The sequence below is a fragment of the Kitasatospora sp. NPDC056446 genome (genome assembly GCF_042796115.1).
Lineage (GTDB): Bacteria > Actinomycetota > Actinomycetes > Streptomycetales > Streptomycetaceae > Kitasatospora.
Genome location: NZ_JBHTRF010000003.1, coordinates 134,691 through 159,002, shown reverse-complemented (window position 1 = coordinate 159,002; position 24,312 = coordinate 134,691). Strand labels below are relative to the sequence as shown.

17 protein-coding genes and 4 tRNA genes are annotated in these 24,312 nt (G+C 71.5%); 13 read left to right on the top strand and 8 right to left on the bottom strand.

The genetic code is table 11. From position 1 onward, the window contains the following. Positions 1-70: 70 nt before the first annotated feature. The 4 genes from ACFQ6N_RS03340 (at position 71) to ACFQ6N_RS03325 (ending at position 848) form a co-directional block, all read left to right on the top strand. Positions 71-412 carry a metallopeptidase family protein gene (locus tag ACFQ6N_RS03340; protein WP_380646538.1) on the top strand — a complete coding sequence of 114 codons (342 nt, stop codon included), beginning with the start codon at positions 71-73 and terminating at the stop codon, positions 410-412. Positions 413-528: 116 nt separating this feature from the next. After that, positions 529-601, top strand: a tRNA-Glu gene (locus ACFQ6N_RS03335). Positions 602-673: 72 nt separating this feature from the next. Continuing rightward, positions 674-747: transfer RNA gene (locus ACFQ6N_RS03330), tRNA-Asp, on the top strand. 27 nt (positions 748-774) lie between these two features. Further along, positions 775-848, top strand: a tRNA-Phe gene (locus ACFQ6N_RS03325). A gap of 201 nt (positions 849-1,049) precedes the next feature. Here the strand turns inward: ACFQ6N_RS03325 and ACFQ6N_RS03320 are convergent. Further along, positions 1,050-1,253, bottom strand: a complete 204-nt coding sequence (locus ACFQ6N_RS03320) for a cold-shock protein (RefSeq protein WP_350636871.1) — start codon at positions 1,251-1,253, stop codon at positions 1,050-1,052. 486 nt (positions 1,254-1,739) lie between these two features. On the opposite strand from ACFQ6N_RS03320, the gene hrpA reads away from it, so the two are divergent. Continuing rightward, positions 1,740-5,720 (top strand): ATP-dependent RNA helicase HrpA, encoded by a 3,981-nt coding sequence (gene hrpA / locus ACFQ6N_RS03315; protein ID WP_380646537.1) that lies wholly within the window; start codon positions 1,740-1,742, stop codon positions 5,718-5,720. A 156-nt stretch (positions 5,721-5,876) separates the two neighbouring features. Next, positions 5,877-5,950, top strand: a tRNA-Asp gene (locus tag ACFQ6N_RS03310). 357 nt (positions 5,951-6,307) lie between these two features. On the opposite strand, the gene bldC is transcribed toward ACFQ6N_RS03310, so the two are convergent. Both bldC and ACFQ6N_RS03300 read right to left on the bottom strand, forming a co-directional pair. After that, entirely contained in the window at positions 6,308-6,514 is a 207-nt protein-coding gene (gene bldC, locus ACFQ6N_RS03305; RefSeq protein WP_014137253.1) for a developmental transcriptional regulator BldC, read from the bottom strand. A gap of 486 nt (positions 6,515-7,000) precedes the next feature. Continuing rightward, positions 7,001-7,930 carry a hypothetical protein gene (locus ACFQ6N_RS03300; RefSeq protein WP_380646536.1) on the bottom strand — a complete coding sequence of 310 codons (930 nt, stop codon included), beginning with the start codon at positions 7,928-7,930 and terminating at the stop codon, positions 7,001-7,003. Between the two features lie 208 nt (positions 7,931-8,138). Between ACFQ6N_RS03300 and ACFQ6N_RS03295 the strand changes: the two genes are divergently transcribed. Continuing rightward, positions 8,139-9,293, top strand: a complete 1,155-nt coding sequence (locus ACFQ6N_RS03295) for a Glu/Leu/Phe/Val dehydrogenase dimerization domain-containing protein (RefSeq protein WP_380646535.1) — start codon at positions 8,139-8,141, stop codon at positions 9,291-9,293. Positions 9,294-9,679: 386 nt separating this feature from the next. After that, positions 9,680-9,940: a DUF3073 domain-containing protein gene (locus tag ACFQ6N_RS03290; RefSeq protein WP_380646534.1), complete on the top strand. Its 261-nt coding sequence runs from the start codon at positions 9,680-9,682 to the stop codon at positions 9,938-9,940. 156 nt (positions 9,941-10,096) lie between these two features. Here ACFQ6N_RS03290 and purM read toward each other — a convergent pair whose 3' ends face one another. From purM to ACFQ6N_RS03275, 3 genes are all read right to left on the bottom strand, one after another. Further along, positions 10,097-11,179 (bottom strand): phosphoribosylformylglycinamidine cyclo-ligase, encoded by a 1,083-nt coding sequence (purM, locus tag ACFQ6N_RS03285; protein ID WP_380646533.1) that lies wholly within the window; start codon positions 11,177-11,179, stop codon positions 10,097-10,099. Positions 11,180-11,279: 100 nt separating this feature from the next. After that, a complete protein-coding gene (gene purF, locus ACFQ6N_RS03280) occupies positions 11,280-12,863 on the bottom strand; it encodes an amidophosphoribosyltransferase (RefSeq protein ID WP_380646532.1) in 1,584 nt (527 codons plus the stop codon). Between the two features lie 235 nt (positions 12,864-13,098). Next, positions 13,099-13,971, bottom strand: coding sequence for a diacylglycerol kinase (locus ACFQ6N_RS03275; RefSeq protein ID WP_380646530.1), 873 nt, complete (start codon positions 13,969-13,971; stop codon positions 13,099-13,101). Between the two features lie 126 nt (positions 13,972-14,097). Here ACFQ6N_RS03275 and ACFQ6N_RS03270 point away from each other — a divergent pair, with 126 nt between their 5' ends. Continuing rightward, positions 14,098-15,381: an adenylosuccinate synthase gene (locus ACFQ6N_RS03270; protein WP_380646529.1), complete on the top strand. Its 1,284-nt coding sequence runs from the start codon at positions 14,098-14,100 to the stop codon at positions 15,379-15,381. Positions 15,382-15,527: 146 nt separating this feature from the next. After that, complete coding sequence (locus ACFQ6N_RS03265) at positions 15,528-16,130, top strand: GNAT family N-acetyltransferase (protein ID WP_380646528.1); 603 nt, start codon at positions 15,528-15,530, stop codon at positions 16,128-16,130. 7 nt (positions 16,131-16,137) lie between these two features. Here ACFQ6N_RS03265 and ACFQ6N_RS03260 read toward each other — a convergent pair whose 3' ends face one another. Further along, positions 16,138-18,330, bottom strand: a complete 2,193-nt coding sequence (locus tag ACFQ6N_RS03260; RefSeq protein WP_380646527.1) for a PQQ-binding-like beta-propeller repeat protein — start codon at positions 18,328-18,330, stop codon at positions 16,138-16,140. Between the two features lie 687 nt (positions 18,331-19,017). Between ACFQ6N_RS03260 and ACFQ6N_RS03255 the strand changes: the two genes are divergently transcribed. From ACFQ6N_RS03255 to metG, 3 genes are all read left to right on the top strand, one after another. Continuing rightward, the gene (locus ACFQ6N_RS03255; RefSeq protein WP_380646526.1) at positions 19,018-19,866 is read left to right on the top strand and encodes a helix-turn-helix domain-containing protein; all 849 of its coding nucleotides are present in this window, start codon (positions 19,018-19,020) and stop codon (positions 19,864-19,866) included. Then, the gene (locus ACFQ6N_RS03250) at positions 19,863-20,063 is read left to right on the top strand and encodes a DUF397 domain-containing protein (RefSeq protein WP_380646525.1); all 201 of its coding nucleotides are present in this window, start codon (positions 19,863-19,865) and stop codon (positions 20,061-20,063) included. Before ACFQ6N_RS03255 ends, ACFQ6N_RS03250 begins: the two co-directional genes overlap by 4 nt. A 138-nt stretch (positions 20,064-20,201) precedes the next feature. Continuing rightward, positions 20,202-21,935, top strand: a complete 1,734-nt coding sequence (gene metG / locus ACFQ6N_RS03245; protein ID WP_380646524.1) for a methionine--tRNA ligase — start codon at positions 20,202-20,204, stop codon at positions 21,933-21,935. A gap of 84 nt (positions 21,936-22,019) precedes the next feature. Here the strand turns inward: metG and ACFQ6N_RS03240 are convergent, their stop codons facing one another. Next, positions 22,020-24,191, bottom strand: a complete 2,172-nt coding sequence (locus tag ACFQ6N_RS03240) for a serine hydrolase domain-containing protein (RefSeq protein WP_380646523.1) — start codon at positions 24,189-24,191, stop codon at positions 22,020-22,022. Between the last annotated feature and the right edge of the window lie 121 nt (positions 24,192-24,312).

Genomic DNA, 24,312 nt, shown 5'->3' with positions numbered 1-24,312 from the left:
AGCGCCATCAAACACCGGCCTCCGCCACCTGGCACCCCGTCACCCCAGACCCGACAATGATCCGGTGGAGATGACCCGGGAAGAGTTCGAGACGCTGGTCGGCGACGCGCTCGACCAGATCCCGCCGCGGCTCGCGGCCATGATGGACAACGTCGCGGTCTTCGTCGAGGACGAGCCCGACCCGGGCGACCCCGAACTCCTCGGCCTCTACGAGGGCACCCCGCTCACCGAACGCGGCGAGTGGTACGCGGGCGTCCTGCCCGACCGCATCCTGATCTACCGCGGCCCCACCCTCCGCCACTGCGAGACCCACGACGAGGTGGTCGCGGAGGTCCGCACCACGGTGATCCACGAGGTCGCCCACCACTTCGGCTTCGACGACCACGAGCTGGACGAGCTCGGCTGGTCCTGACGCCCTTGCGCGGGCCCGCCCGGTCGGCCGGCCCGGAACCCGTTTTGGCGATCCGCCCGACATCCCATATGCTTCTCGACGTCCCCGAACGCTGGGAACAGCAGGACAGGCCGCAAGCCCTCATCGTCTAGTGGCCCAGGACGCCGCCCTTTCAAGGCGGTAGCACGGGTTCGAATCCCGTTGGGGGCACGCAGTACCGCAGGAACGCAGTACCCGTAGTAAAGTGCAGTGCCGCAAGACCTTAGTGGTTCGCCACTACCAGGTCCCGTGGAGCAGTTGGTTAGCTCGCCACCCTGTCAAGGTGGAGGTCGCGGGTTCAAGTCCCGTCGGGATCGCTCGTCTCGCAAGAGACGGTGTAGTACGGCCAGGTAGCTCAGTTGGTACGAGCGTCCGCCTGAAAAGCGGAAGGTCGCCGGTTCGACCCCGGCCCTGGCCACAACCGCCTGAAAAGGCACGACGCCCCCGAAGCAGTCAGCTTCGGGGGCGTTTTCGTGTCCCCGGGACCCAAGCCCCGGCCACCTCCCCCAGCCGCAGGAGCCGGGAGCCGGCCCCAAGGCAAAGCGAAGGGCCCGCACCGTGCGCGTGCGCGCGGTGCGGGCCCCGGTGCCGCTCGACAGGTGCCGTGCAGCGGAAAAGACTAGAGCGGACGGATGTTCTCCGCCTGCGGGCCCTTCTGGCCCTGCGTGACGTCGAACTCGACCTTCTGGCCCTCAAGCAGCTCGCGGAAGCCGCTGGCGTTGATGTTCGAGTAGTGGGCGAAGACGTCCGGGCCGCCACCCTCCTGCTCGATGAAGCCGAAGCCCTTTTCCGAGTTGAACCACTTCACGGTGCCGTTAGCCATGAAAACTATCCTTCGAATGGGACGTTCCGAGAACCCACAGGTCGTAGGTTCCGCGTCGCCGCGATGATGACCCACCCGGGGAAATGGCCGGGAAACAAAATGCGCCTGCCGTCACAACCAGCAGGCGCACACAAGTTCATGGGAACCACAACTGCAACTACCACAACTGTAGCAGGGGCCTAACCACAGCGGGGGAGTTCGGCCCGGTCCGTTCACCCACGCGCCGACGGCCGGCCGTCGGGCGGGCCGGCGGCGGTGCCGGGGCGCCGGGCGGCGGTTCCGGCACGCCGGCGGCGGCGGCGCGGGACGCCTCCTTCCGGGCCCTTTCCCCGCTCCCCGCCGGTGCGCCACGGGCCCGTGGGGGTACCGTCCCGGTCGTCCCCGGGCCGTCCGGAGCCGTTCGCGATTCGCCACCGGCGGCTGTGACACTGGAGGGGCTCGAAAACCGAGGTGCGCTCCGCCGTGCCTCCTTGCGAACCTAGAGGGATGCCCGCAGTGAGTTCTCCCGCAGTCCAGTCCGCTCCTGTGCCTGCCGAGGGTCCCGGAATCGGTGAGCTGGCCGCCCGCCTGCCCGAACTGACCCTGCGCGACCAGGTGCGGATCGGGCGCCGGCTGGAGGGCGCCCGCCGGGTCCGCAAGCCCGAGGCCCGGCAGAAGGTCGCCGCCGAGATCGCCGCCGACATCGACCGCGCCGAGCTGCTGGTCGAGCGGCGCCGGGGAGCCGTCCCCCCGATCACGTATCCCGCCGAGCTTCCGGTCAGCCAGAAGAAGGACGAGATCCTGGCGGCGATCCGGGACCACCAGGTGGTGATCGTCGCGGGTGAGACCGGCTCCGGGAAGACCACCCAGATCCCGAAGATCTGCCTGGAGCTGGGCCGCGGGGTGCGCGGTCTGGTCGGCCACACCCAGCCGCGCCGGATCGCCGCCCGCACGGTGGCCGAGCGGGTCGCGGAGGAGTTGCGCAGTCCGCTGGGCGAGGCGGTCGGCTGGAAGGTCCGGTTCACCGACCAGGTCGGCCAGGACACCCTGGTCAAGCTGATGACGGACGGCATCCTGCTCGCCGAGATCCAGACCGACCGCGATCTGCACCAGTACGACACCCTGATCATCGACGAGGCGCACGAACGCAGCCTCAACATCGACTTCATCCTCGGCTACGTCAAGCAGCTGCTCCCCCGGCGCCCTGACCTCAAGGTCGTGATCACCTCCGCGACCATCGACCCGGAGCGCTTCTCCCGGCACTTCGGCGACGCCCCGATCATCGAGGTCTCCGGCCGGACGTACCCGGTCGAGGTCCGCTACCGTCCGATCCTCGACGAGAACGACGAGGACCCGGACGAGGTCGACCGCGACCGCGACCAGGTCCAGGCGATCTGCGAGGCCTCCCAGGAGCTCCAGGCCGAGGGCCCGGGCGACATCCTGGTCTTCCTCTCCGGCGAGCGCGAGATCCGCGACACCGCCGACGCGCTGAACCGGCTGGGGCTGCGCAACACCGAGGTCCTGCCGCTGTACGCCCGGCTCAGCTCGGCCGAGCAGCACCGGGTCTTCCAGCGGTCGAACAGCCGCCGGATCGTCCTGGCCACCAACGTCGCCGAGACCTCGCTGACCGTCCCCGGCATCAAGTACGTGATCGACCCGGGCACCGCCCGGATCTCCCGCTACAGCCACCGCACCAAGGTGCAGCGGCTGCCGATCGAGGCGGTCAGCCAGGCCAGCGCCAACCAGCGCAAGGGCCGCTGCGGCCGCACCTCGGACGGCATCTGCATCCGGCTGTACTCGGAGGAGGACTTCCTCTCCCGGCCCGAGTTCACCGACGCCGAGATCCTGCGCACCAACCTGGCCTCGGTGATCCTCCAGATGACCGCGGCCGGCCTCGGCGACATCGCCGCCTTCCCGTTCCTGGACCCGCCGGACTCGCGCAACATCAAGGACGGCGTCCACCTGCTGCACGAGCTGGGCGCGCTGGACCCGGACGAGAAGGACCCGCGCAAACGCCTGACCCAGCTGGGCCGCAAGCTCGCCCAGCTGCCGGTGGACCCGCGGATGGCCCGCATGGTGCTGGAGGCGGACCGCAACGGCTGCGTCCGCGACGTCATGGTGATCGCCGCCGCGCTCTCCATCCAGGACCCGCGCGAACGCCCCGCCGAGAAGCGCCAGGCCGCCGACGAACGGCACCGCCGGTTCACCTCGGAGACCTCGGACTTCCTCTCCTACCTGTCGATGTGGCGCTACGTCCGCGAGCAGCAGAAGGAGCTCTCCTCCTCGGCGTTCCGCCGGATGTGCAAGGCGGAGTTCCTCAACTACCTGCGGATACGGGAGTGGCAGGACATCTACACCCAGCTGCGCACCGTGGCCAAGCAGTTGGGCGTGACGATGGAGGAGCCCCACCCCGACGCCGAGCCGGACGCGGACCGGATCCACCAGTCGCTGCTGGCCGGCCTGCTCTCCCACATCGGCCTGTTCGACGTGGAGAAGCGCGAGTACGGCGGCGCGCGCGGCGCCCGCTTCGCGGTCTTCCCCGGCTCGGGGCTGTTCAAGAAGCCGCCGCGCTGGGTGATGTCGGCCGAGCTGGTGGAGACCTCCCGGCTCTGGGCCCGGATCAACGCCAGGATCGAGCCGGAGTGGGTCGAGCCGCTGGCCGGCCACCTGATCAAGCGCAGCTACAGCGAGCCGCACTGGGAGAAGAAGGCCGGCGCGGTGCTGGCGTACGAGAAGGTCACCCTCTACGGGATGCCGGTCGTCGCCCAGCGCAAGGTCAACTACGGCCGGATCGACCCGGAGCTCTGTCGCGAGCTGTTCATCCGCAACGCGCTGGTCGAGGGCGACTGGGAGACCCACCACAGGTTCTTCGCGGAGAACCGCAAGCTGCTCGGCGAGGTCGAGGAGCTGGAGAACCGGGCCCGCCGCCGGGACATCATGGTCGACGACCAGACCCTGTTCGACTTCTACGACGCCCGGCTGCCCGAGGAGGTCGTCTCCACCCGGCACTTCGACTCCTGGTGGAAGAAGGCCCGGCACGAGCAGCCGGACCTGCTGAACTTCGAGAAGTCGATGCTGATCAACGACGCCGCCGGCGGCGTCACCGAGGCCGACTACCCGGACCACTGGCAGCAGGGCAAGCTGCGGTTCAGGCTGACCTACCAGTTCGAGCCGGGCAGCGACGCGGACGGCGTGACCGTGCACATCCCGCTGCCGGTGCTCAACCAGGTCACCGCGGAGGGCTTCGACTGGCAGATCCCCGGTCTGCGGGAGGAGCTGGTCACCGCGTACATCAAGTCGCTGCCGAAGGCGGTCCGGCGCAACTTCGTGCCGGCCCCGGACTTCGCCAGGGCGGCGCTGCGCGCGGTGAAGGACCGCCAGGAGCCCCTGCTGCCGTCCCTGGAGCACGCCCTGAAGCGCCTGACGGCCGTCACGGTGCCGCCGGAGGCCTGGGACGACGAACGGGTGCCCGACCACCTCAGGGTGACCTTCCGGGTGGTGGACGGGAAGCGCAACCTCGCCGAGTCCAAGGACCTGGAGGAGCTGCGGCTGAAGCTCAAGCCGAAGCTCAAGGAGACGTTGTCCTCGGCCGCCTCCGGCCAGGGCATCGAGCAGAGCGGGCTGACCGCCTGGCCGGAGTCCCTGCCGGTCCTGCAGCGCACCTTCGAGCAGCGCTCGCGGGGCCACTCGCTGCGCGCCTACCCGGCCCTGGTGGACGAGGGCGACGCGGTCGGCGTCAAGCTGTTCGACACCCCGCAGGCGCAGGAGCTGGCGATGTGGGAGGGCACCCGGCGGCTGCTGGCGCTGACCACCACCTCCCCGGCCAAATCGATCCAGGGCCGGCTGGGCAACCAGGCGAAGCTGGCGCTCTCGCACAGCCCGCACGGCTCGATCGCCGCCCTCTTCGAGGACGTCGTGGCCGCCGCCACGGACCGGCTGATGACCCTGGCGGGCGGCCCCGCCTGGGACGCGACGGCCTTCGGCAAGCTGCACGACAAGGTGCGCGCGGACCTGTACGACCTGTCCGCGGACACCACGCTGAAGACGGCCACCGCGCTGATCGCCTTCCACAAGGCGTCGACCCGGTTGAAGTCGGTGAGCAGCCCGGTGCTGCTGAACGCGGTGAACGACGTCCGGCTGCACCTGGCCTCGCTGGTGCACCCGGGCTTCGTGACGGCCACCGGCTGGCAGCGGCTGCCGGACCTCAAGCGCTACCTGCTGGCGGTGGACCGCCGCCTGGAGGCCCTGCCCAACCACCCTCAGCGGGACGCCCAGCAGCTGCTGAAGGTGCAGCAGGTGCAGCAGGCGTACGGGGAGCTGCTGGCGGCGGTGCCGGCCGGGCAGCAGCCCTCCGGGGAGGTGCTGGCGATCCGCTGGATGATCGAGGAGCTGCGGGTCAGCTTCTTCGCCCAGGGGCTGGGCACGCCGAGCCCGGTGTCGGAGAAGCGGATCATGAAGGCGATGGAGGCGGCCCGGGCGGCGCTCTGACCCGGGCGCTCCGCCCCGGGCGCCCGGCCTCGGGCCCGCCCGCCGTCTGAGCTGCGGGTGGGCCTTCAGGAGCCAGTTCGACCTGGGGGCCCACCATGGGCTACAGTCTGTCTTGTTCGCAGCGCGGCAAGCGAGTGAACGAGATCGGAAAACTCTGGTCCTGTGGAGCAGTTGGTTAGCTCGCCACCCTGTCAAGGTGGAGGTCGCGGGTTCAAGTCCCGTCAGGATCGCCGCAGTGTGAGAGGCCCGGAACCGCCAGGTTCCGGGCCTCTCCGTTTTTGGCCGTCGAGTCCCTACTCCGGCCCGGTCCGGACCACAACCGCCGGCCCGCGTGACGGTCGTCACTCATCTTCCCCGGAAGCCCGCCCCGACGCGGGCTCGCCCGAACCCCATTAATTTAATATGTAAAATTGTACAGCTATTCACTGTAAATCCCCCCCACCCCACACGCATCAAATCGTTATCCGGAGTTCAACATTCCGACCGTTCCGCCCGCACCGGAAGCCCGGCCGGGGGTACGACAAAGGGGCTGCTTACCGGACCCGGCGGAGTCCGGTAAGCAGCCCCTTTAAAGAGCCTTTGGCCTATCAGGCCTCAGTGCGCTGAGCCGGAATCCCGGCCAGCAGGGCGCGCACCTCCGCCTCACGGTAACGGCGGTGACCGCCGAGCGTGCGAATCGACGTCAGCTTGCCCGCCTTGGCCCAGCGGGTGACCGTCTTCGGGTCCACGCGGAACATGGTGGCTACCTCTGCCGGCGTCAGCAGGGGCTCAGCATCAGGGGTACGAGCGGTCATGAGCGGCCTCCTCGGAGAACCGAACCAGGGCGGTTCTATCCTTCAAATTCTGCACCTTGGCCCGCGATGCCCGAAATGGCATAGACGGGCCGAGTCGGTTATAGGACGAACGGCTTGTCCTGGTGTCTACAACTACACCATCCGTCCAGCCCTATCGACCAAACCGCCAAAATTGACCCCTCACGGGTTCAAGGCCGACGGATGGCGATGGACCACCCCATAGCGGACAGTCACACGACGATGACATCCGGTTACGAGGGGACCAGACCCTCCGTTTCCCCGCAAAGCACGCATCGACTCCAGAACCACCCAAAAGTGGGCACGCTCACGTGAAGTTGGGCTGGTTGTCCCATTTTTGCACATAGGGGTAAGTTCGCGTCAACGGTGAGTAGTGTCACGTTCGGCAGCTATTGACCCGAACCGGGACCTTGGTCATCGCAGGTGCGGCCCTTGGACCTCTTACAGTCATACACGGGCCGTCGGACATCAGTTCGCGTGCCGCAGCGCCAGCACCCGGCGCCATCGCGCCGTCAGTTCCCCGTGCACCCGCAGCGCCTCCGCGGTGTCCCCCGCCCGCAGCGCGCGCAGCCCCTCCTCCAGCTCCCCCGCCGAACGGTCCGCCAACAACCGTTCCGGCCCCAGCAGATGCACCAGCCCCCCGTAGTCCAGTTCCACCAGCGAACGCGGATGGAACTCCTCCAGCCACCGCCCGACCCGCTCCGCCCCCCGCGTCAGGTCCCCGTCCGGGACCGCCTCGCGCAGCGCCCGGTAGGCGCGCGCCACCCGCCGGCGCGCCTGCGCCATCGGCACCAGGTAGAACAGGGCCGCCGGGCGGCCGTCCCGCCGCTCCCCGCCGCCCCCTTCCCCTTCCCCTCCTCCGCCGTCCGGCAGGCCGCCGCCGGGCACGAAGCAGCGGTCCTCGTCCCCGAAGGGCAGGAACCAGCGCACCGGCACCTCCCACCGGCTGGTCAGGATCCACGGCCGGGCGTCCGGGTGCTCGGCCCGCCAGCGCTCCCGGTCCGCCTCCGCGGCCTCCCGGGCGGCCGGCGGCAGCGCGGTGTCCACCAGCGCCACCGGAGCCCCGGCCCGCAGCTCCTCCAGCGCCTGCCAGCTGCGCAGCCTGGTCGCCCACGGGCAGACGTACAGGACGCCGTCCACCACCCGCAGGTACGCCCGTCCGCTCTCCCGCTCGGGCAGCGCCCGGGGCGTGCGGGCCGCCAGCTCCGCGAGCGCCGCCCGCTGCTCCTCCAGCACCGCCGCCGCGACCGGCCGGGCCGCCTCCCCGGCGTCCGGGCCGTGCTCCGCCGCGTAGGCCTGCCAGCGTGCCCGCTCGGGCTCCGGGTAGGCCGCCAGGGGCTCGTAGACCCGCAGGTGGGCGGCGTAGGGCGGCTGTACGGAAGTGCGTACGACGGTCACGTCCTGCATGGTCGCACGCACCGTCCGGGCCCGGGAGAGCGCGACCCCGAACCGTTCGCGCCCGTACCGCGCGCACCCGTCCCGTCTCACTCCTCGGACAACCGGCACAAGCTCGGACAAGAGGGCCGACCGGCGGCACCCGCGCGACTACGCTTCCCCTCAGGCGCCCGCACCACAGCAGCGGGCCTTCGATACTGGAGTCACCACAGTGACCGACGTACAGACCCCCGCCACGCACCCCGCACCCGGCGTGCTCAGCAGGATCTTCCGCACCGAGCAGGACGGCGCCGGCGACGGCCACGAGCAGGTCGTCCTCTGCCACGACCGCAGCTCGGGTCTGAAGGCGATCATCGCCATCCACTCGACCGCCCTCGGCCCGGCCCTCGGCGGCACCCGCTTCTTCCCGTACGCCTCGGAGGAGGCGGCGCTGGAGGACGCGCTGAACCTGTCCCGCGGGATGTCCTACAAGAACGCGCTGGCCGGCCTGGACCTCGGCGGCGGCAAGGCCGTCATCATCGGCGACCCGAACAAGGACAAGAACGAGGCGATGCTCCGGGCCTACGGCCGCTTCGTCGAGTCCCTGCGCGGCCGCTACATCACCGCCTGCGACGTGGGCACCTACGTCCAGGACATGGACGTCATCGCGCGCGAGACCGAGTTCGTGACCGGCCGCTCCCCCGAGCACGGCGGCGCCGGCGACTCGTCCATCCTGACCGCCTTCGGCGTCTTCCAGGGCATGCGCGCCACCGCCCAGGCCCGCTGGGGCCAGCCGACCCTGCGCGGCAAGCGCGTCGGCGTCGCGGGCGTCGGCAAGGTCGGCCACTACCTGGTCGGCCACCTGGTCGCGGACGGCGCCACCGTCATCGTCACCGACCCCTTCGAGGCCGCCGTCAACCGCGTGCGCGCGGCCCACCCGGAGGTCGAGGTGGTCGCCGACACCGCCGCCCTGCTCCAGGCCAAGCTGGACGTCTACGCCCCCTGCGCCCTCGGCGGCGCGCTGACCGACGGCGTCGTCGCCGCGCTGGGCGAGTCCGGCACCTCGATCGTCTGCGGCGCGGCCAACAACCAGCTGGCCCACCCGGGCGTCGAGAAGGACCTGGCCGACCGCGGCATCCTCTACGCGCCGGACTACCTGGTGAACTCCGGCGGCGTCATCCAGGTCGCCGACGAGATCGACGGCTTCAACTTCGAGCGGGCCAAGAACAAGGCCACCAAGATCTTCGACACCACCCTGGAGATCTTCACCCGGGCCGCCGTCGACGGCGTCCCCCCGGCGGTCGCCGCCGACCGCCTGGCCGAGAAGCGGATGCGCGAGATCAGCGCGCTGCGCACGGTCCTGCTGCCGGGCGCCCGCCGCGGCTGATCCGGCCGCCGCCGCCCGACCCCGGATGCGCGGGGGGCCGTCACCACGGCCCCTCGCGCATCACGATGTGGAACCGGATTCTCACTTCTCCGCCCGAACGGGTGATCCGAGGCCCCCCTAGGGGGGATAATCGGTCCTGGAACGACGGACCCCAGACATCTCCGGACAGCGCGAAAATCGCCGCAAAACCTCCCTTGACCTGGAAAGACCTGGTCTCGGGTGCAGTCGGTGCGCGCCACGTCACACCGACGACGTACCGTCCAGCGGCGGAAACAGGTACCGTTAATGCTCCAAGGGACGGCCTCTCCCATTCGGACAGGCCGCACCTGATCATGAACACGTGTCAGACTCGGGGCCGTGAGCCCCATCGTTGAGGGGGTCGACCCATGGGGCGCGGCCGGGCCAAGGCCAAGCAGACGAAGGTCGCCCGCGAGCTGAAGTACAACAGCGGCGGGTTCGACGCTAACCGTCTGTCCAACGAGCTGGGCGTATCGCCGTCCACCTCTCCGATCGAGCCGGAGCCGATCGAAGAGGAGGAGGAGGACGACGACCCGTACGCGGAGTACGCCGCCCGCTACGCCGACCTCGACGACGAGGACGACAGCGAGCCGGGGCCCGGGGCCTCGCAGGCCTCCCGCCGCTCGTAACAGCAGCTCCACCGGACCGGTCCGGGCGCCCAGGGCGCCGGGCCGGTCTTCGGCGTTCCCCCGGGCGGGTGGGACCGGTGGGGCCGGTGCCGCCCGTGGGACGCGAGAGGGCCCCTCCGGCGCGCCGGAGGGGCCCTCTCGTCCGTCGGGACCGGGTCAGGCCCGGAAGCCCTCGTAGGCGTTGTAGAGGGCCGCGCCGCCCTCGTGCCCGTCCGCGCGCTCGACGATGTCACCGAGCAGCCAGGCCTCGACGCCGCGGTCCTCCAGGATCGACAGCACGGCGTCCACCGAGTGCGGCGGGACGACCGCGACCATGCCGACGCCCATGTTGAGCGTCTTCTCGATCTCCAGGGTGGCCACGTTGCCGACCTCGGCGACGGTCCGGAAGACCGGCAGCGGGGTCCAGGTGCCGCGGTCCAGGCGGGCGTGCAGGCCGTCCGGGATCACCCGGGCCAGGTTGGCCGCCAGGCCGCCGCCGGTCACGTGCGAGAAGGCGTGGACCTCGGTGGCCCGGGTGAGCGCCAGGCAGTCCAGCGAGTAGATCCGGGTCGGCTCCAGCAGCTCCTCGCCGAGGGTGCGGCCGAACTCCTCGACCTTGCGGTCCAGCTTCCAGCCGGCCTCGTTCAGCAGCACGTGGCGGACCAGCGAGTAGCCGTTGGAGTGCAGGCCGGAGGCGGCCATCGCGATCACCACGTCGCCGGCCCGGACCCGGTCCGCGCCGAGCAGCGCGTCGGCCTCCACGACACCGGTGCCGGCGCCCGCCACGTCGTACTCGTCCGGGCCCAGCAGGCCGGGGTGCTCGGCGGTCTCGCCGCCGACCAGGGCGCAGCCGGCCAGCGCGCAGCCCTCCGCGATGCCCTTGACGATCGCGGCGACCCGCTCCGGGACGACCTTGCCGACGCAGATGTAGTCGGTCATGAACAGCGGCTCGGCGCCGCAGACCACCAGGTCGTCGACGACCATGCCGACCAGGTCGTGGCCGATGGTGTCGTGCTTGTCCATGGCGGCGGCGATGGCCACCTTGGTCCCCACGCCGTCGGTGGCCGAGGCCAGCAGCGGCCGCTCGTAGTCCTTGAAGGCGGACACGTCGAAGAGGCCGGCGAAGCCGCCGAGACCGCCGACCACCTCGGGACGGTTGGCCTTCTTCACCCACTGCTTCATGAGCTCGACGGCGCGGTCGCCCGCCTCGATGTCGACACCGGCGGCGGCGTAGGTGGCGCCGTTCTGGTTCGTGGTCACTGCGTGCGGCCCTTTCGGGTCAGGTGGGGGTGGTTCCTCGGAACAGCGAGGGGTGGAACAGCGGTGGGGCCCCGGTTCGCGGGACCCCACCACGGTGTCGCTACGGGCGGCGCAGCGCGTCGGCCGCGCCGGCCCCGCCGAGCAGCGACTGGACGCCGTCCAGGTCGCTGCCGCTGGTCGGCTTGCCGCGGACGGCCGGCTGCTGCTGCCCGCCCTTGATCTCGGCCTCCAGCAGGAGCTTGCCGAGCAGCGCCGGGTCCGGCAGCTCCATCGGGTACTCGCCGTCGAAGCAGGCCCGGCAGAGCCGGTCCTTGGGCTGCTTGGTGGCCTCGATCATGCCGTCGATCGAGATGTAGGAGAGCGAGTCCGCGCCGAGGGTGCGGCCGATCTCCTCGATGGTCATGCCGTTGGCGATCAGCTCCGCGCGGGTGGCGAAGTCGATCCCGAAGAAGCACGGCCACTTGACCGGCGGCGAGGAGATCCGGATGTGGACCTCGGCGGCGCCCGCCTCGCGGAGCATCTTGACCAGCGCCCGCTGGGTGTTGCCGCGGACGATCGAGTCGTCGACCACGACCAGGCGCTTGCCCTGGATGACCTCGCGCAGCGGGTTCAGCTTGAGCCGGATGCCGAGCTGACGGATGGTCTGGCTGGGCTGGATGAAGGTGCGGCCCACGTAGGCGTTCTTCACCAGGCCGGAGCCGTACGGGATGCCGCTGGCCTCGGCGTAGCCGATCGCGGCGGGGGTGCCGGACTCGGGCGTCGCTATCACCAGGTCGGCCTCGACGGGCGCCTCCTTCGCCAGGCGGCGGCCCATCTCCACGCGGGAGAGGTGCACGTTGCGACCGGCGATGGAGGTGTCGGGGCGGGCCAGGTAGACGTACTCGAACACGCAGCCCTTGGGCTTCGCCTCGGCGAAGCGGGAGGTGCGCATGCCGTTCTCGTCGATGGCGATGAGCTCGCCGGGCTCGACCTCGCGGATGAAGGAGGCGCCGCAGATGTCCAGCGCCGCCGTCTCGGAGGCGACCACCCAGCCGCGCTCCAGCCGGCCGAGCACCAGCGGGCGGATGCCCTGCGGGTCACGGGCGGCGTAGAGGGTGTGCTCGTCCATGAAGACGAGCGAGAACGCGCCCTTGACCTTGGGCAGCACGACCTTGGCCGTCTCCTCGATGGAGAGGTCCGGGTGGCCGGCGAGCAGCGCCGTCACCAGGTCGGTGTCGTTGGTCGCGGCGGTCCGGCCCGAGCGGGAGACGTGCTCCTCACCGGGCAGTTCGGCGACCATGGCCGCCAGTTCGGCGGTGTTCACCAGGTTTCCGTTGTGCCCGAGGGCCAGCGAACCGTGGACGGTCGCCCGGAAGGTCGGCTGGGCGTTCTCCCAGACCGAGGAACCGGTGGTCGAGTAGCGGGCGTGTCCGACGGCGATATGCCCGTGCAACGACCCCAGGGAGGCCTCGTCGAAGACCTGGGACACGAGCCCCATGTCCTTGAAGACGAGAATCTGGGAGCCGTTGCTCACTGCGATGCCCGCGGATTCCTGACCGCGGTGCTGCAGGGCGTAAAGGCCGAAGAACGTGAGCTTGGCGACCTCCTCGCCGGGAGCCCAGACACCGAAGACGCCGCAAGCGTCCTGGGGGCCTTTCTCGCCGGGAAGAAGATCGTGGTTGAGTCTTCCGTCACCACGTGGCACGCCTTCGAGTCTAGGGCAGTTGGCACACGCTTCCGGAACGCGGGATCCCGGGTTTGTCGGACAGTCGGCGAGTAACGCGCGTAGACAAAACCCCTTACGGGGTGGGCATTTCGGGTCGCCGGAATTCCGGCGGGCGGCGGTTGGCCTTGCGGTTCGCGCCTGTTGGGGAATTCCGTGTACGGAGCGGCGGGTGCCGGGGGGCCGCCGAACGTGAGCCTGCTCACCCGGCGTTCACCTAGGCCGGTACGGCGGGCTCCGCGCTCCACGTGACGGGCAGCAGCAGGCCCCAGGCGGCCGGGTGCACCGTCCAGGTCCGGGCCCGGACCGGGCCGACCGGGTGGCCGTCCGCCTCGTAGCCGAAGCCCCGGCCGGCCACCGAGACGCTGGCGGCCCGGGCGCGCACCAGGGCGCCGGAGGCCCGGACCACGACCTCCATCTCGCCGGTGCCGTCGGACGCGCCGGACGGCAGGGTGACCTGGACCAGCCGGACCGGCCGGTGGACGTCCGCGAGCAGCCGGCCGTCGGCCTCGACCCGGACCCGGGGGCTGTGGTCGGCCCCCTCGGGAGTGAGTGTGTTCGCCTGCTCAGCCGCAGCCAGTTTCGCCCATAGCGAACGCCAGCCGCCCGAGCGGCCCGCCGGCCCGCGGGTGCCGCCGCCCGTGATCCGCACCCCGCCCAGCGCCACTCCGCCACCGTCGTCCACCAGCAGGTCCAGCCGGCGCGGCGCACCCGACAGCACCGCCCGCGCGGCCCGGACCGGCTCCACCGGCACGCCCAGCGCGCGGGCCGTCGCCAGCTCCCCCGCGCGGCCGACCGGAACCATCCCCACCGGTTCCGAGCCCAGCTCACGCTGCCGATGCAGCGCCTGGAGCACCCGTTGCAGGGCGAGGTCGGAACCGATCACCACCGGTCGCCGCCGACCCCGGTGCGAAAGCACCCGGTCGAGCTCGGAAGGACTCTCCGGAAAGACCACCTTGACGTCCGCTCCCCCGCAGAGCACGTCCTTCGCGATCCGCACCGACTCCCCGTCGGTCCGCCGGGCCACCGGGTCGAGGAGCAGCAGAAGCGGCTCGGGGCCGCCGGTTGCGGGCGTGGACAGGGACGACACGACCGGTCCTTCCTCAGGTAATCTCTCGGTGCAAGAGCCCCTTGCGCCATTGCGCCAGGGGCTTCGTCTATCTCGGGGCAGACTGCGGCCTACGCAGGATGCCCCAACCGGAAGGGGTGTACGCCTGTGCCGGCACTCGTGCTCGTTGGCGCTCAGTGGGGGGACGAGGGCAAGGGGAAGGCCACCGACCTCCTCGGCGGCTCCGTCGACTACGTCGTCCGCTACCAGGGCGGCAACAACGCCGGTCACACGGTGGTCATCGGCGACCAGAAGTACGCCCTGCACCTGCTCCCCTCCGGAATCCTCAGCCCGAACGTCACGCCGGTGATCGGCAACGGCGTCGTGATCGACCCGGCCGTGCTGCTCTCCGAGCTGGCCGGTCTGAACGACCGCGGCATCGACACCTCCAAGCTGCTGATCTCGGGCAACGCCCACCTGATCACGCCGTACCACCGCACCCTGGACAAGGTCACCGAGCGTTTCCTCGGCAAGCGTCGGATCGGCACCACCGGCCGCGGCATCGGCCCGACCTACGCGGACAAGATCAACCGCGTCGGCATCCGGGTCCAGGACCTGTTCGACGAGTCGATCCTGCGCCAGAAGATCGAGGCGGCGCTGCACGACAAGAACCAGATCCTGGTCAAGCTCTACAACCGCCGCACCATCCCGGCCGACCTGGTGGTCGAGGAGTACCTGGGCTACGCGGAGAAGATCAAGCCCTTCCTCGCCGACACCACCCTCGTCCTGGACCAGGCGCTGAAGGCCGACAAGGTCGTCCTGCTGGAGGGCGGCCAGGGCACCCTGCTCGACGTCGACCACGGCACGTACCCCTTCGTGACCTCGTCGAACCCGACGGCGGGCGGCGCCTGCACCGGCGCCGGCATCGGCCCGACCAAGATCGACCGGGTCATCGGCATCCTCAAGGCCTACACCACCCGCGTCGGCTCCGGCCCGTTCCCGACCGAGCTGCTCGACGCGGACGGCGAGGCCCTGCGCCGGATCGGCGGCGAGCGCGGTGTCACCACCGGTCGCGACCGCCGCTGCGGCTGGTTCGACGCGGTCATCGCGCGCTACGCGACCCGGGTCAACGGCCTCACCGACTTCTTCCTCACCAAGCTGGACGTGCTGACCGGCTGGGAGCAGATCCCGGTCTGCGTCGCGTACGAGATCGACGGCAAGCGCGTCGAGGAACTCCCGTACAACCAGTCCGACTTCCACCACGCCAAGCCGATCTACGAGACGCTGCCGGGCTGGACCGAGGACATCAGCAAGGCGAAGACCTTCGCCGACCTGCCGAAGAACGCCCAGGCGTACGTGAAGGCCCTGGAGGAGATGTCGGGCGCCCCGATCTCCGCCATCGGCGTCGGCCCGGGCCGCAACGAGACGATCGAGATCAACTCCTTCGTCTGAGGCCGGTAGAGCGCTCCGGCCTCGACCGGACCTGAAGGGCCCCGTGGGATCCGTCCCGCGGGGCCCTTCGTCCGCTCTCCGTTCCGAGTTTTGTACTAGTGCATACACCTCTTGCATCTAGTGCAGAGCGCCGCTACGTTCGGATCATGACCGCGAAGCTGCCCACGCCCCTCACCCTCACCGGCCGCCACATCCGCCTGGAGCCGCTGGAACGCCGCCACCGCGCCGACCTCTGGGCCACCGTCGGCCCCGACCCGGAGGTCTGGCGCTGGCTCCCCTCCTTCCCGCCCGCGTCGGAGGAGGAGATGGGCGCCGTCCTCGACGTCCGCATCGCCGACGAGGAGGCGGGGGAGTCGGTGAACTTCGCCGTCGTCGACCTCGCGAGCGGCCGGGCCGTCGGCGTCACCGGCTACCACGACTTCAGCGCGCGCGACGAGTCCGTGGAGATCGGCGGCACCTGGTACGCCCGCTCGGCCTGGCGCACGGCGGTCAACACCGAGGCCAAGCTGCTGCTGCTCACCCACGCCTTCGAAGACCTCGGCATGGGCCGGGTCTTCTGGAAGACGGACGCGCTCAACGAGCGCTCCCGCGCCGCGATCCTGCGCCTCGGCACCCGGTTCGAGGGCATCCACCGCCGGCACAAGTGCCGCGCCGACGGCACCTGGCGGGACAGCGCCTACTTCTCGATGCTCGCCGACGAGTGGCCGCCCGCCAAGGCCCGCCTGGCGGAACGGCTCTCGCGCGCCTGACGGACCGTCAGGATATGGGCAGCGCGGACAGCGTGGTCCCGATCCGGGCGAACACGGCCTTGCCGTCGGTGCTCAGCCGGCAGCTGACCTGCTCGTCGCCCGACTGGTGGGCCGGGTCGGTGAAGGTCCACTTCAACCGCCCGGTGGCGGCGTCCACGGCATGGACGCTGGGCACCGCCCGCGGATCGTGCGGGATGCCGGCGGGCACGAAGACGGTGCCCCCGGCCAGCACCGGGGCCTCGGACGCGACCGGGTAGCCCGGCAGCGCGCAGGTCCAGCGGACCTTCCCGGTCTCGGCGTCGACGGCGGAGACCGACTGGGTGCCGAGGTTCAGGTACAGGGTGCCGTCGCCCACCGCGACGCTGCCGACCCGGCCGGTCTGCGGGTCGAGCCGCCACAGCTGCTTGCCGTCCTCCAGGTCGACCGCCTGGAGGCTCGTGCCGTCCACCGCGCAGTAGGCCCGCTGCTCGTCGCACCGGACCGGCCAGGGCGCCGAGCTGCCGGTCTCCACCCGCCACAGCTCCCGGCCGCGTTCCTCGATGCTGCGGGCGACCACCCCGTTCCTGTTGTCGAGGTGCAGCAGGACGCCGCCGCCGACCGCGCCGGGCACGGCCAGGTCGGAGGAGTCCGCGTCCTCCTGGAACCAGTACCGGGTGGCCAGGTCCCGGCCGAGGGCCAGGATCCCGGTGGTGGCGGCGCCGCTCGGCGGCGCCGCGGTGACCTTGGCGTAGACCCGCTGGTCGGCGGCGGCCAGCAGGCACTCGAAGGTGACCTTCCGGTCGTCGCCCAGCATGCCGAACGCGGTCCGGCTGGTGGAACCGTTCCCGGTGGCGAGCACCCGCAGCCCGCCGGAGAGCTCGTACAAGTCGCCGCCGTCCGCCAGGTACGTGCTGGTACCGGCGACCTTGTGCTCCCAGCGGCCCTCGCCGGAGCCGGCGTCCACCGCGAGCAGGGTGTCGGCGTGCAGCAGGAGCAGGTCGTCGACCACCAGCCCCGGGCGCAGGCCCGCGTCGGCGCCCTCGGTGGTGACGGTCCAGAGCGGCTTGGGCGAGGCCCCGGGCCTGCTGCCCGCACCGTCCGAGCGGGTCAGGGCCCAGGCTGCGGCGCCCGCCGCGGCGGTGGCGGCCAGGGCGCCGCCGGACAGCAGCAGCCGGCGGCGGGAGAAGGCGCCCGGGCGGGTTGCGGCCCCGTCTGCCGGGGCCTGCGGGGTCTGCTCGGCCGGCGTCGCCAACGTCGCCGGCGGGCCCGTCAGGTCCACCCGGGTCCGGTTGTGGACGATCGTCGGGGCCTCCGACGGCCCCCCGTCGGAGCGGAGCGGGACCTCCAGGTTCATCACCCCCGCCGCGTGGCGGGCCAGACCGGCGGCCACCGGCGCGGGCAGCCACTCGGCACCGGCGGCGCCGGCGGCGAGCTCGGCGCGCAGCTCGGCCGGGAGCGGGCGCCGGGCCGGGTCCTTGTCCAGGCACCGCGTCAGGATCCCGCGCAGCCCGGCCGGGACGCCGGTGAGGTCGGGCTCCGCGTGCACCACCTTGTAGATCTGGGCGGCGACACCGGCGGAGCTCTCGAACGGGCCGTGCCCGCTCACCGCGAAGACCAGCACGGAGGCGAGCGAGAAGACGTCCCCCGGGGCGCCGGTCGTCAGGCCCCCGGCCTGCTCGGGGGACATGAAGCCGGGCGAGCCGACCACGCCGCCGGTCCTGGTCATGTCGTCGTCGTCCAGGGCCCGGGCGATGCCGAAGTCGATCACCCGCGGGCCGTCGGCGGCGAGCAGGACGTTGGAGGGCTTGAGGTCGCGGTGCACCAGCCCGGCGCCGTGGATCGACTCCAGCGCCTCGGCCAGCGAGACCCCGAGGGTGCGCGCCGAGGCCTCCGGCAGCGGGCCGTGCTCGCGGACGGCCAGGGCCAGCGAGGGGCCGAGGACGTACGCGGTGGCGAGCCAGGGCACCGGGCCGTCCGGGTCGGCGTCGGCCACCGGGGCGGTGTGGGCGGCCTCCACGGCCCGGGCGGCGGCCACCTCCCGGCGGAAGCGGCCGCGGAACACCTCGTCCCGGGCGAGGTCGGACCGGACCACCTTGACCGCGACGGTGCGGCCGCCGGCCGAGCGGGCGAGGTACACCACGCCCATCCCGCCCGACCCGAGCCGGGCGAAGAGCCGGTACGGCCCGACGGTCTCCGGGTCGTCGGTGTGCAGCGGCTCCATGTCGTCCCCCCGGCAAACGTCCGCCGGCTGGGACGCCGGGCGGTATCGCCCGTGATGCTACGAGAGCCCGCGGCCGGACCACCCCGGTGGGGTGCCGAGGCCGTGGCCGGTCGCCGCCGTGGTCGCCGCCGCGGTCGCCGGCGGTGCTCCGGACCGGCCGCCTTCGTGGTCACCGCCATGGTCGCCGGCGGTGCTCCGGACCGGCCGCTATTCCCGTTTGCCGCCGACGGAATGACCGGTCGCCAACCCGCGCTTCGCCGGACGGGGCTCCCTGGGCTGGAGGTTCACCAGCCAGACCAGCCAGCCGACGAAAAGGACGGCGAGGAGGAGCGCGGACAATGCGGCGACGAGAAGCGCATTCACCGGGATACGGAAATGCGGCGGGGAGGATGGGGAGGGTGGGGAAGACGGAGAGGCGAGTGAAGGGGCATGGCTGTCTCCGGTCGGTGATGTCGGGTGCCGTGACCATGCATCTGGTGTGTAATTACGGCTGATTGACGACTGTTTAGACGACAACAAGTCAGCGAGTGACACGACGACCATAGGGTCAGGGTGCCAGAGTTGCTACCGAGCCGGAGAACGTTCACTCCATCGTGGGGTATCCCCCAATTCGGTAGCTAGGGCCCGGTATGCGCGGCACACTTCACCGGAAGCATCGCCCGCAGCCGTGACCCGGAGAAGAGAGTCATGCCACCCCGCTTGTCGCCGACCGTGCGCCAGCAGCGCCTCGGGATCGAGTTGCGCAAGATGCGCGAACGCGTGGGCGTGACGCCCAAGAGCCTGGCCGCCACCATCGGCACCGACCTGCCCAAGATCTCCCAGATGGAGAACGGGAAGTCGGGCATCAGCGCCGAGCGGCTCCGGACCTGGGCCCGCACCTGCGGCTGGGAGGACGGACCCTACCTCGACGCGCTGATCTCGATGACACAGGACCGGCGCAAGTACTGGTGGGACAGCTACCGCGGCCGGCTGCCCAACGCGATCATCGACATCGCGGAGATGGAGCACCACGCGGCCTCCCTGTCCATCCTGAACAGCACCTTCATCCCCGGCCTGCTGCAGACCCCGGCGTACGCCGCCGCGGTGTTCGAGCGCCTCCCCCCGCAGTACCGGCAGGAGGCGGAGGTCCGGAAGGCATTCCGGATTCGGCGCCAGCAGATCTTCGTCGACCATCCGAAGCCGTACAGCGCATTCCTGCACGAGTCCGCGCTGCGCATGCAGTTCGGCGGTCCCGAAGTGCTGCGCGAGCAGTTGCGGAACCTGCTGGAGAATTCCGAGCGGCCCGGGGTGGAGATCCGGGTGATCCCGTTCAGCGTCCCCACCTACACGGGCTCCGGGGAGAGCCTCTATCTCGCCCGCGGGCCGGTCCCGGAGCTCGACACCGTCCAGATCGACCTCTCCCACGGGCCGAAGTTCGTGCACTCCGAAGCGGAATTGGCCTCCTACCGCCTGATCAAGGAGAAGACTGCGGCGATCGCGCTCGGGCCGGACGAGTCCCGGGACTTCATCCGGACCTTACTGAAAGACTTCTCATGACAACGTGGCGCAAGGCGTCGGCCAGCGGAGAGAGCACCGACTGCGTCGAGGTCAGAGCGGCGGGCGGGCTGGTGGAGATCCGGGAGTCGGACCGGCCCGAGGTCATCGTGCAGACCACGCCGCGCAAGTGGGCCGCCTTCGTCCGGGGCGTGAAGGACGGGGAGTTCGACCGGTACGGCGACCTCACCCGGCCCTGAGAACCACCGGGACGCGGCCGGACGACAGCCGTCCGGGGCAGGGCGCGGCGGTAGGCTTGGCAGCCCACAGTGGACCCCTGCGCCTGGCACAGCACTCCGGGTGGGGTGCGCGTGCGGGAGAAATCGGAGCATCCGAGGATGGCTCGGCACCTGGTCACCAGCGCCCTTCCGTACATCAACGGGATCAAGCACCTGGGCAACATGGTCGGGTCCATGCTCCCGGCGGACGTCTACTCCCGCTACCTGCGACAGCGCGGCCACGAGGTGCTGTTCATCTGCGCCACCGACGAGCACGGCACCCCCGCCGAACTGGCCGCCCAGGAGGCCGGACTTCCCGTCGCCGAGTTCTGCGCCCGGGCGCACGACGCCCAGAAGGCGGTCTACGACGGCTTCGGGCTCTCCTTCGACCACTTCGGCCGCAGCTCCTCGCCGCAGAACCGGGAGATCACCCAGGAAATCGCCCGCGAGCTCCAGCGCAACGGCTTCATCGAGGAGCGCCCGGTCCGCCAGGTGTACTCCGACACCGACGGCCGCTTCCTGCCGGACCGCTACATCGTCGGCACCTGCCCGCACTGCGGCTACGACAAGGCGCGCGGCGACCAGTGCGAGAACTGCACCCGGGTGCTCGACCCGACCGACCTGCTGGAGCCGCGCTCGGCCATCAGCGGCAGCTCCGACCTCGAAGTCCGGGAGACCAGGCACCTGTTCCTGCTCCAGTCGAAGCTGACCGAGGAGGTCGAGGACTGGATCGCCGCCCACGCCGACGCCTGGCCGGTGCTGGCCTCCTCGATCGCCCGCAAGTGGCTGGCCGAAGGCCTGCACGACCGCTCGATCACCCGCGACCTGGAGTGGGGCGTCCCGGTGCCGGCCGACGTCTGGCCCGAACTGGCCGCCGACGGCAAGGTGTTCTACGTCTGGTTCGACGCCCCGATCGAGTACATCGGCGCCACCAAGGAGTGGGCGGACGCCGCCCCCGCCGGGCAGCTGCGGGACTGGAAGTCCTGGTGGTACGAGGCGGACGCGACCGTCCGCTACACCGAGTTCATGGCCAAGGACAACGTCCCGTTCCACACCGTGATGTTCCCGGCCACCATCCTCGGCTCGCGCCGCCCGTGGAAGAAGGTCGACTACGTCAAGGCCTTCAACTGGCTGACGTACTACGGCGGGAAGTTCTCCACCAGCCAGAAGCGCGGCATCTTCACCGACGTCGCGCTGGAGCTGCTGCCGGCCGACTACTGGCGCTACTTCCTGATGGCGCACGCCCCCGAGTCGGACGACTCCAGCTTCACCTGGGACCTCTTCGCCTCGGTGGTCAACAAGGACCTCGCCGACACCCTCGGCAACTTCGTCAACCGGGTGCTGACCTTCAGCCGCAAGCGCTTCGGCGACGACGTCCCCGGCGGCCACCCGGCGGGCGGGGCCGAGCAGCGCCTCGGCGAGCAGGTCGCCGGGCTGCTCGCCGAGTACGAGGCCCAGCTGGACGCGCTCAACTTCCGCAAGGCGGCGCAGGCCCTGCGCGCGCTGTGGAGCGCGGGCAACGCGTACCTGGACGAGAAGGCGCCCTGGACCCAGGTGAAGACCGACCCGGAGGCCGCGGCGCTGACCCTGCGCACGGCGATGAACCTGATCCACCTGTACGCGGTGGTGTCCGAGCCGTTCATCCCCAGCACGGCGGCGGCGATGCGCGGGGCCTTCACGCTGCCCGCGGACTCCCCGGCCGCCACCCGCGCCTGGGTGGGCCCCCAGGAGGCGCGGGCACTCGACCAGGTGCCGGCCGGGACGGCGTTCACGGTGCCTCCGGTGCTGTTCGCCAAGATCACGGACGAGGACCTGGCGGCTTGGTCGGCGCGCTTCGGCGGCTCGGAGGGCTGAGCCGCCGACGGGCGCGGGGCCGGGGGTGGTGCCCCGGCCCCGCGCCCTCGCCCGCGCCCGTCCCGCTCCGGTCAGCCGATCAGGTCAGCCGATCAGGTCCAGCGCGCCCGTCCCGGCCAGGTCGTACGCCCCGGCGAGGACCAGGAAGAGCAGCACCGCCAGCGTCAGCCCGGTGTAGTGCAGCCGGCCGAACAGGGTCCACCAGCGCCCGCGCCACGCCAGCACCGCGCAGACCGCCATCGCCGGGCTGAGCACCAGGGCGGTCACGACCAGCACCGGGACCACGGTCAGCAGCGGCGAATCACCGAGGAACAGCGTCTGGTTGAGCGCGTTGGGGTCGGCCGTCAGCAGGGCGAAGCAGCCGGTGGCGGCGAACAGCAGCGCGCCGGTGGTCCAGCCGAGCAGCCGGACGGCGGGGCGGTCGGCCAGGCCCCTGCGGCGCACCCGGCGCACCAGCGCGCCCACCGGCCAGCCGAGCAGGGTCAGGGCGAGGACCACCAGGCTGCCGGCGGCGACCAGGCGGTGCAGGCCGGGCGCCTGGTACCAGGCGAGCCGCTGGAAGGCGATGGTCGGGTCGCTGTCGGTGAGCAGGGAGAGCGCTTCGCCGTCGGCGCCCCGGTGGAAGGCGATCCGGGCGGTGCCGCCGACCTCCTGGAACAGCCCGGGCTGGACCTGCTCCCAGTGCGTCTCACCGGCCTCCGGGTCGCGGCCGACCGGGCCGGTGACGGTGAGCCGGCCGTGCTCGGCGGTGACGTGCACGGAGGCCAGCAGGGCGGCGGCCCTGGTCAGGTCGGCGTGGCCGGTGCGGGTGGAGCGGTAGTCGCCGGTGTAGGCGTCCAGGCCGCCGGTGATCGGCGCGGACGCGGCGGGCGGGGCGGCCGGGTAGAAGCGGTCGAGGAAGGCGTTCAGCACCTGCTGGGTGGCCCAGCCGCCGGTCGCGTCGGTGCCGTCGCCGTTGAAGGTCACGTAGAGGCCGACGCCGCGCTCGGGCAGCAGCGCGAGGTTGCTGTGGAATCCGGGCACGTCGCCGTCCTTGACCAGCAGGTGCTCGCCGTTGCGGGTGCGCTGTTCCAGCAGGTAGGCCATGCCGGGCAGTCGCGGGTCGGGGCCGTAGTGGCGGGCGAGCAGCTGTGCGGTCAGCGCCGGGTCGAGGATCCGCCCGACGGCTCGGCCGTCCTGAGCCCACTGGGTTCCCTGGGCTCCTTGGGCTCCTTGGGTTCCTTGGGCTCCTTGGGTTGCCTGGGTTGCCTGGCCGGCGGGCCCGCCCTGGCCGCCCGGCCCGCCCTGGGGGAGCTGGGAGAGCAGCAGCTTCGCCATGTCGGCGGCGGTGGTGACGGCGGCGGCGCCGGTCGGGGTCCAGGGACCGTAGAGGCCCTTGGTCTCGGTCTGGCCGTCGCCCTCGGGGCGGTAGCCGTGGGCGAGTTCGGCGTCCACGGCTACCGGGTGCGGCTGGCTGAAGGTGGTCCGGTCCATGCCGAGCGGCTGCAGGATGTGCTGGGCCACGTACTGGTCGAAGGGTTGTCCGGAGACCGTCTCGACCAGGTAACCAGCCAGCGCCACACCGTAGTTGTCGTACGAGGCGGCGGTGCCCGGGGCCCGGACCCGGTCGGGCTGGTGGGCGGCGAGCGAGGCGCCGAGGCTCCCGACGTGCCCGGGGCCCTCCTCCGCGAGGCCCATGAAGGCGTCGTCGAAGCCGCCGGTGTGGGTGAGCAGGTTCTCCACGGTGACCGGGCGGCCCGGGTAGCTGTCCCGGACCTTGAAGGAGGTCAGGTACCGGTTGACGTCGCCGCGCAGGTCCAGGGTCCCGGCACCCACCTGCTGGAGGACGGCGATCGCGGTGAACACCTTGGCGTCGGAGCCCATGAAGAACGCGGTCCGGGCCGGGTCCACAGGTCTGCGGGTGCGGACGTCCGCGACGCCGTAGCCGCCGGTGAAGACCGCGCGCCCGTCGGCCACCACGGTCACCGCGGCTCCCGGGATCCGGTGGGCGGCGAGCAACTCGGGGAGGAGCCGGTCGAACAGTGCCCCGACCTCGGCCGGGTCCGGCGGTGTCGCCGAAGTCCGGTCGGGGGGAGACCCGTTGGCCGCGACCACGGGGGCGGCGGGGACAGCGGCGGAGGCGGCGGGGACAGCGGTGGGGGCGGCGTCCGGCCGGCCGGCGGCACGGGCCGGGGTGAGGCCGTAGAGGAACAGTCCGATGGCGGCCAGGACCAGGAGCAGGCGGATCAGCGGACGGCGGGCGGAGCGCTTGGGCATGACGAACTCCCCTGACAGCGGCGATGGTTGTGGAAGCCCGGGCGCCCCGTGGCGGGCGGCTTCCGGACACCACGGACCCTAGGCCGGTGGCCGGGGGTCGCGGCATGGCCCCTGGGCGTCG

Bases quoted from the DNA above. Each gene is read 5' to 3' on its own strand.
- ACFQ6N_RS03340 (WP_380646538.1), top strand. From the start codon at position 71: ATGACCCGGGAAGAGTTCGAGACGCTGGTCGGCGACGCGCTCGACCAG.
- ACFQ6N_RS03320 (WP_350636871.1), bottom strand. From the start codon at position 1,253: ATGGCTAACGGCACCGTGAAGTGGTTCAACTCGGAAAAGGGCTTCGGC.
- hrpA (WP_380646537.1), top strand. From the start codon at position 1,740: ATGCCCGCAGTGAGTTCTCCCGCAGTCCAGTCCGCTCCTGTGCCTGCC.
- bldC (WP_014137253.1), bottom strand. From the start codon at position 6,514: ATGACCGCTCGTACCCCTGATGCTGAGCCCCTGCTGACGCCGGCAGAG.
- ACFQ6N_RS03290 (WP_380646534.1), top strand. From the start codon at position 9,680: ATGGGGCGCGGCCGGGCCAAGGCCAAGCAGACGAAGGTCGCCCGCGAG.
- ACFQ6N_RS03265 (WP_380646528.1), top strand. From the start codon at position 15,528: ATGACCGCGAAGCTGCCCACGCCCCTCACCCTCACCGGCCGCCACATC.
- ACFQ6N_RS03260 (WP_380646527.1), bottom strand. From the start codon at position 18,330: ATGGAGCCGCTGCACACCGACGACCCGGAGACCGTCGGGCCGTACCGG.
- ACFQ6N_RS03255 (WP_380646526.1), top strand. From the start codon at position 19,018: ATGCCACCCCGCTTGTCGCCGACCGTGCGCCAGCAGCGCCTCGGGATC.
- ACFQ6N_RS03250 (WP_380646525.1), top strand. From the start codon at position 19,863: ATGACAACGTGGCGCAAGGCGTCGGCCAGCGGAGAGAGCACCGACTGC.
- metG (WP_380646524.1), top strand. From the start codon at position 20,202: ATGGCTCGGCACCTGGTCACCAGCGCCCTTCCGTACATCAACGGGATC.
- ACFQ6N_RS03240 (WP_380646523.1), bottom strand. From the start codon at position 24,191: ATGCCCAAGCGCTCCGCCCGCCGTCCGCTGATCCGCCTGCTCCTGGTC.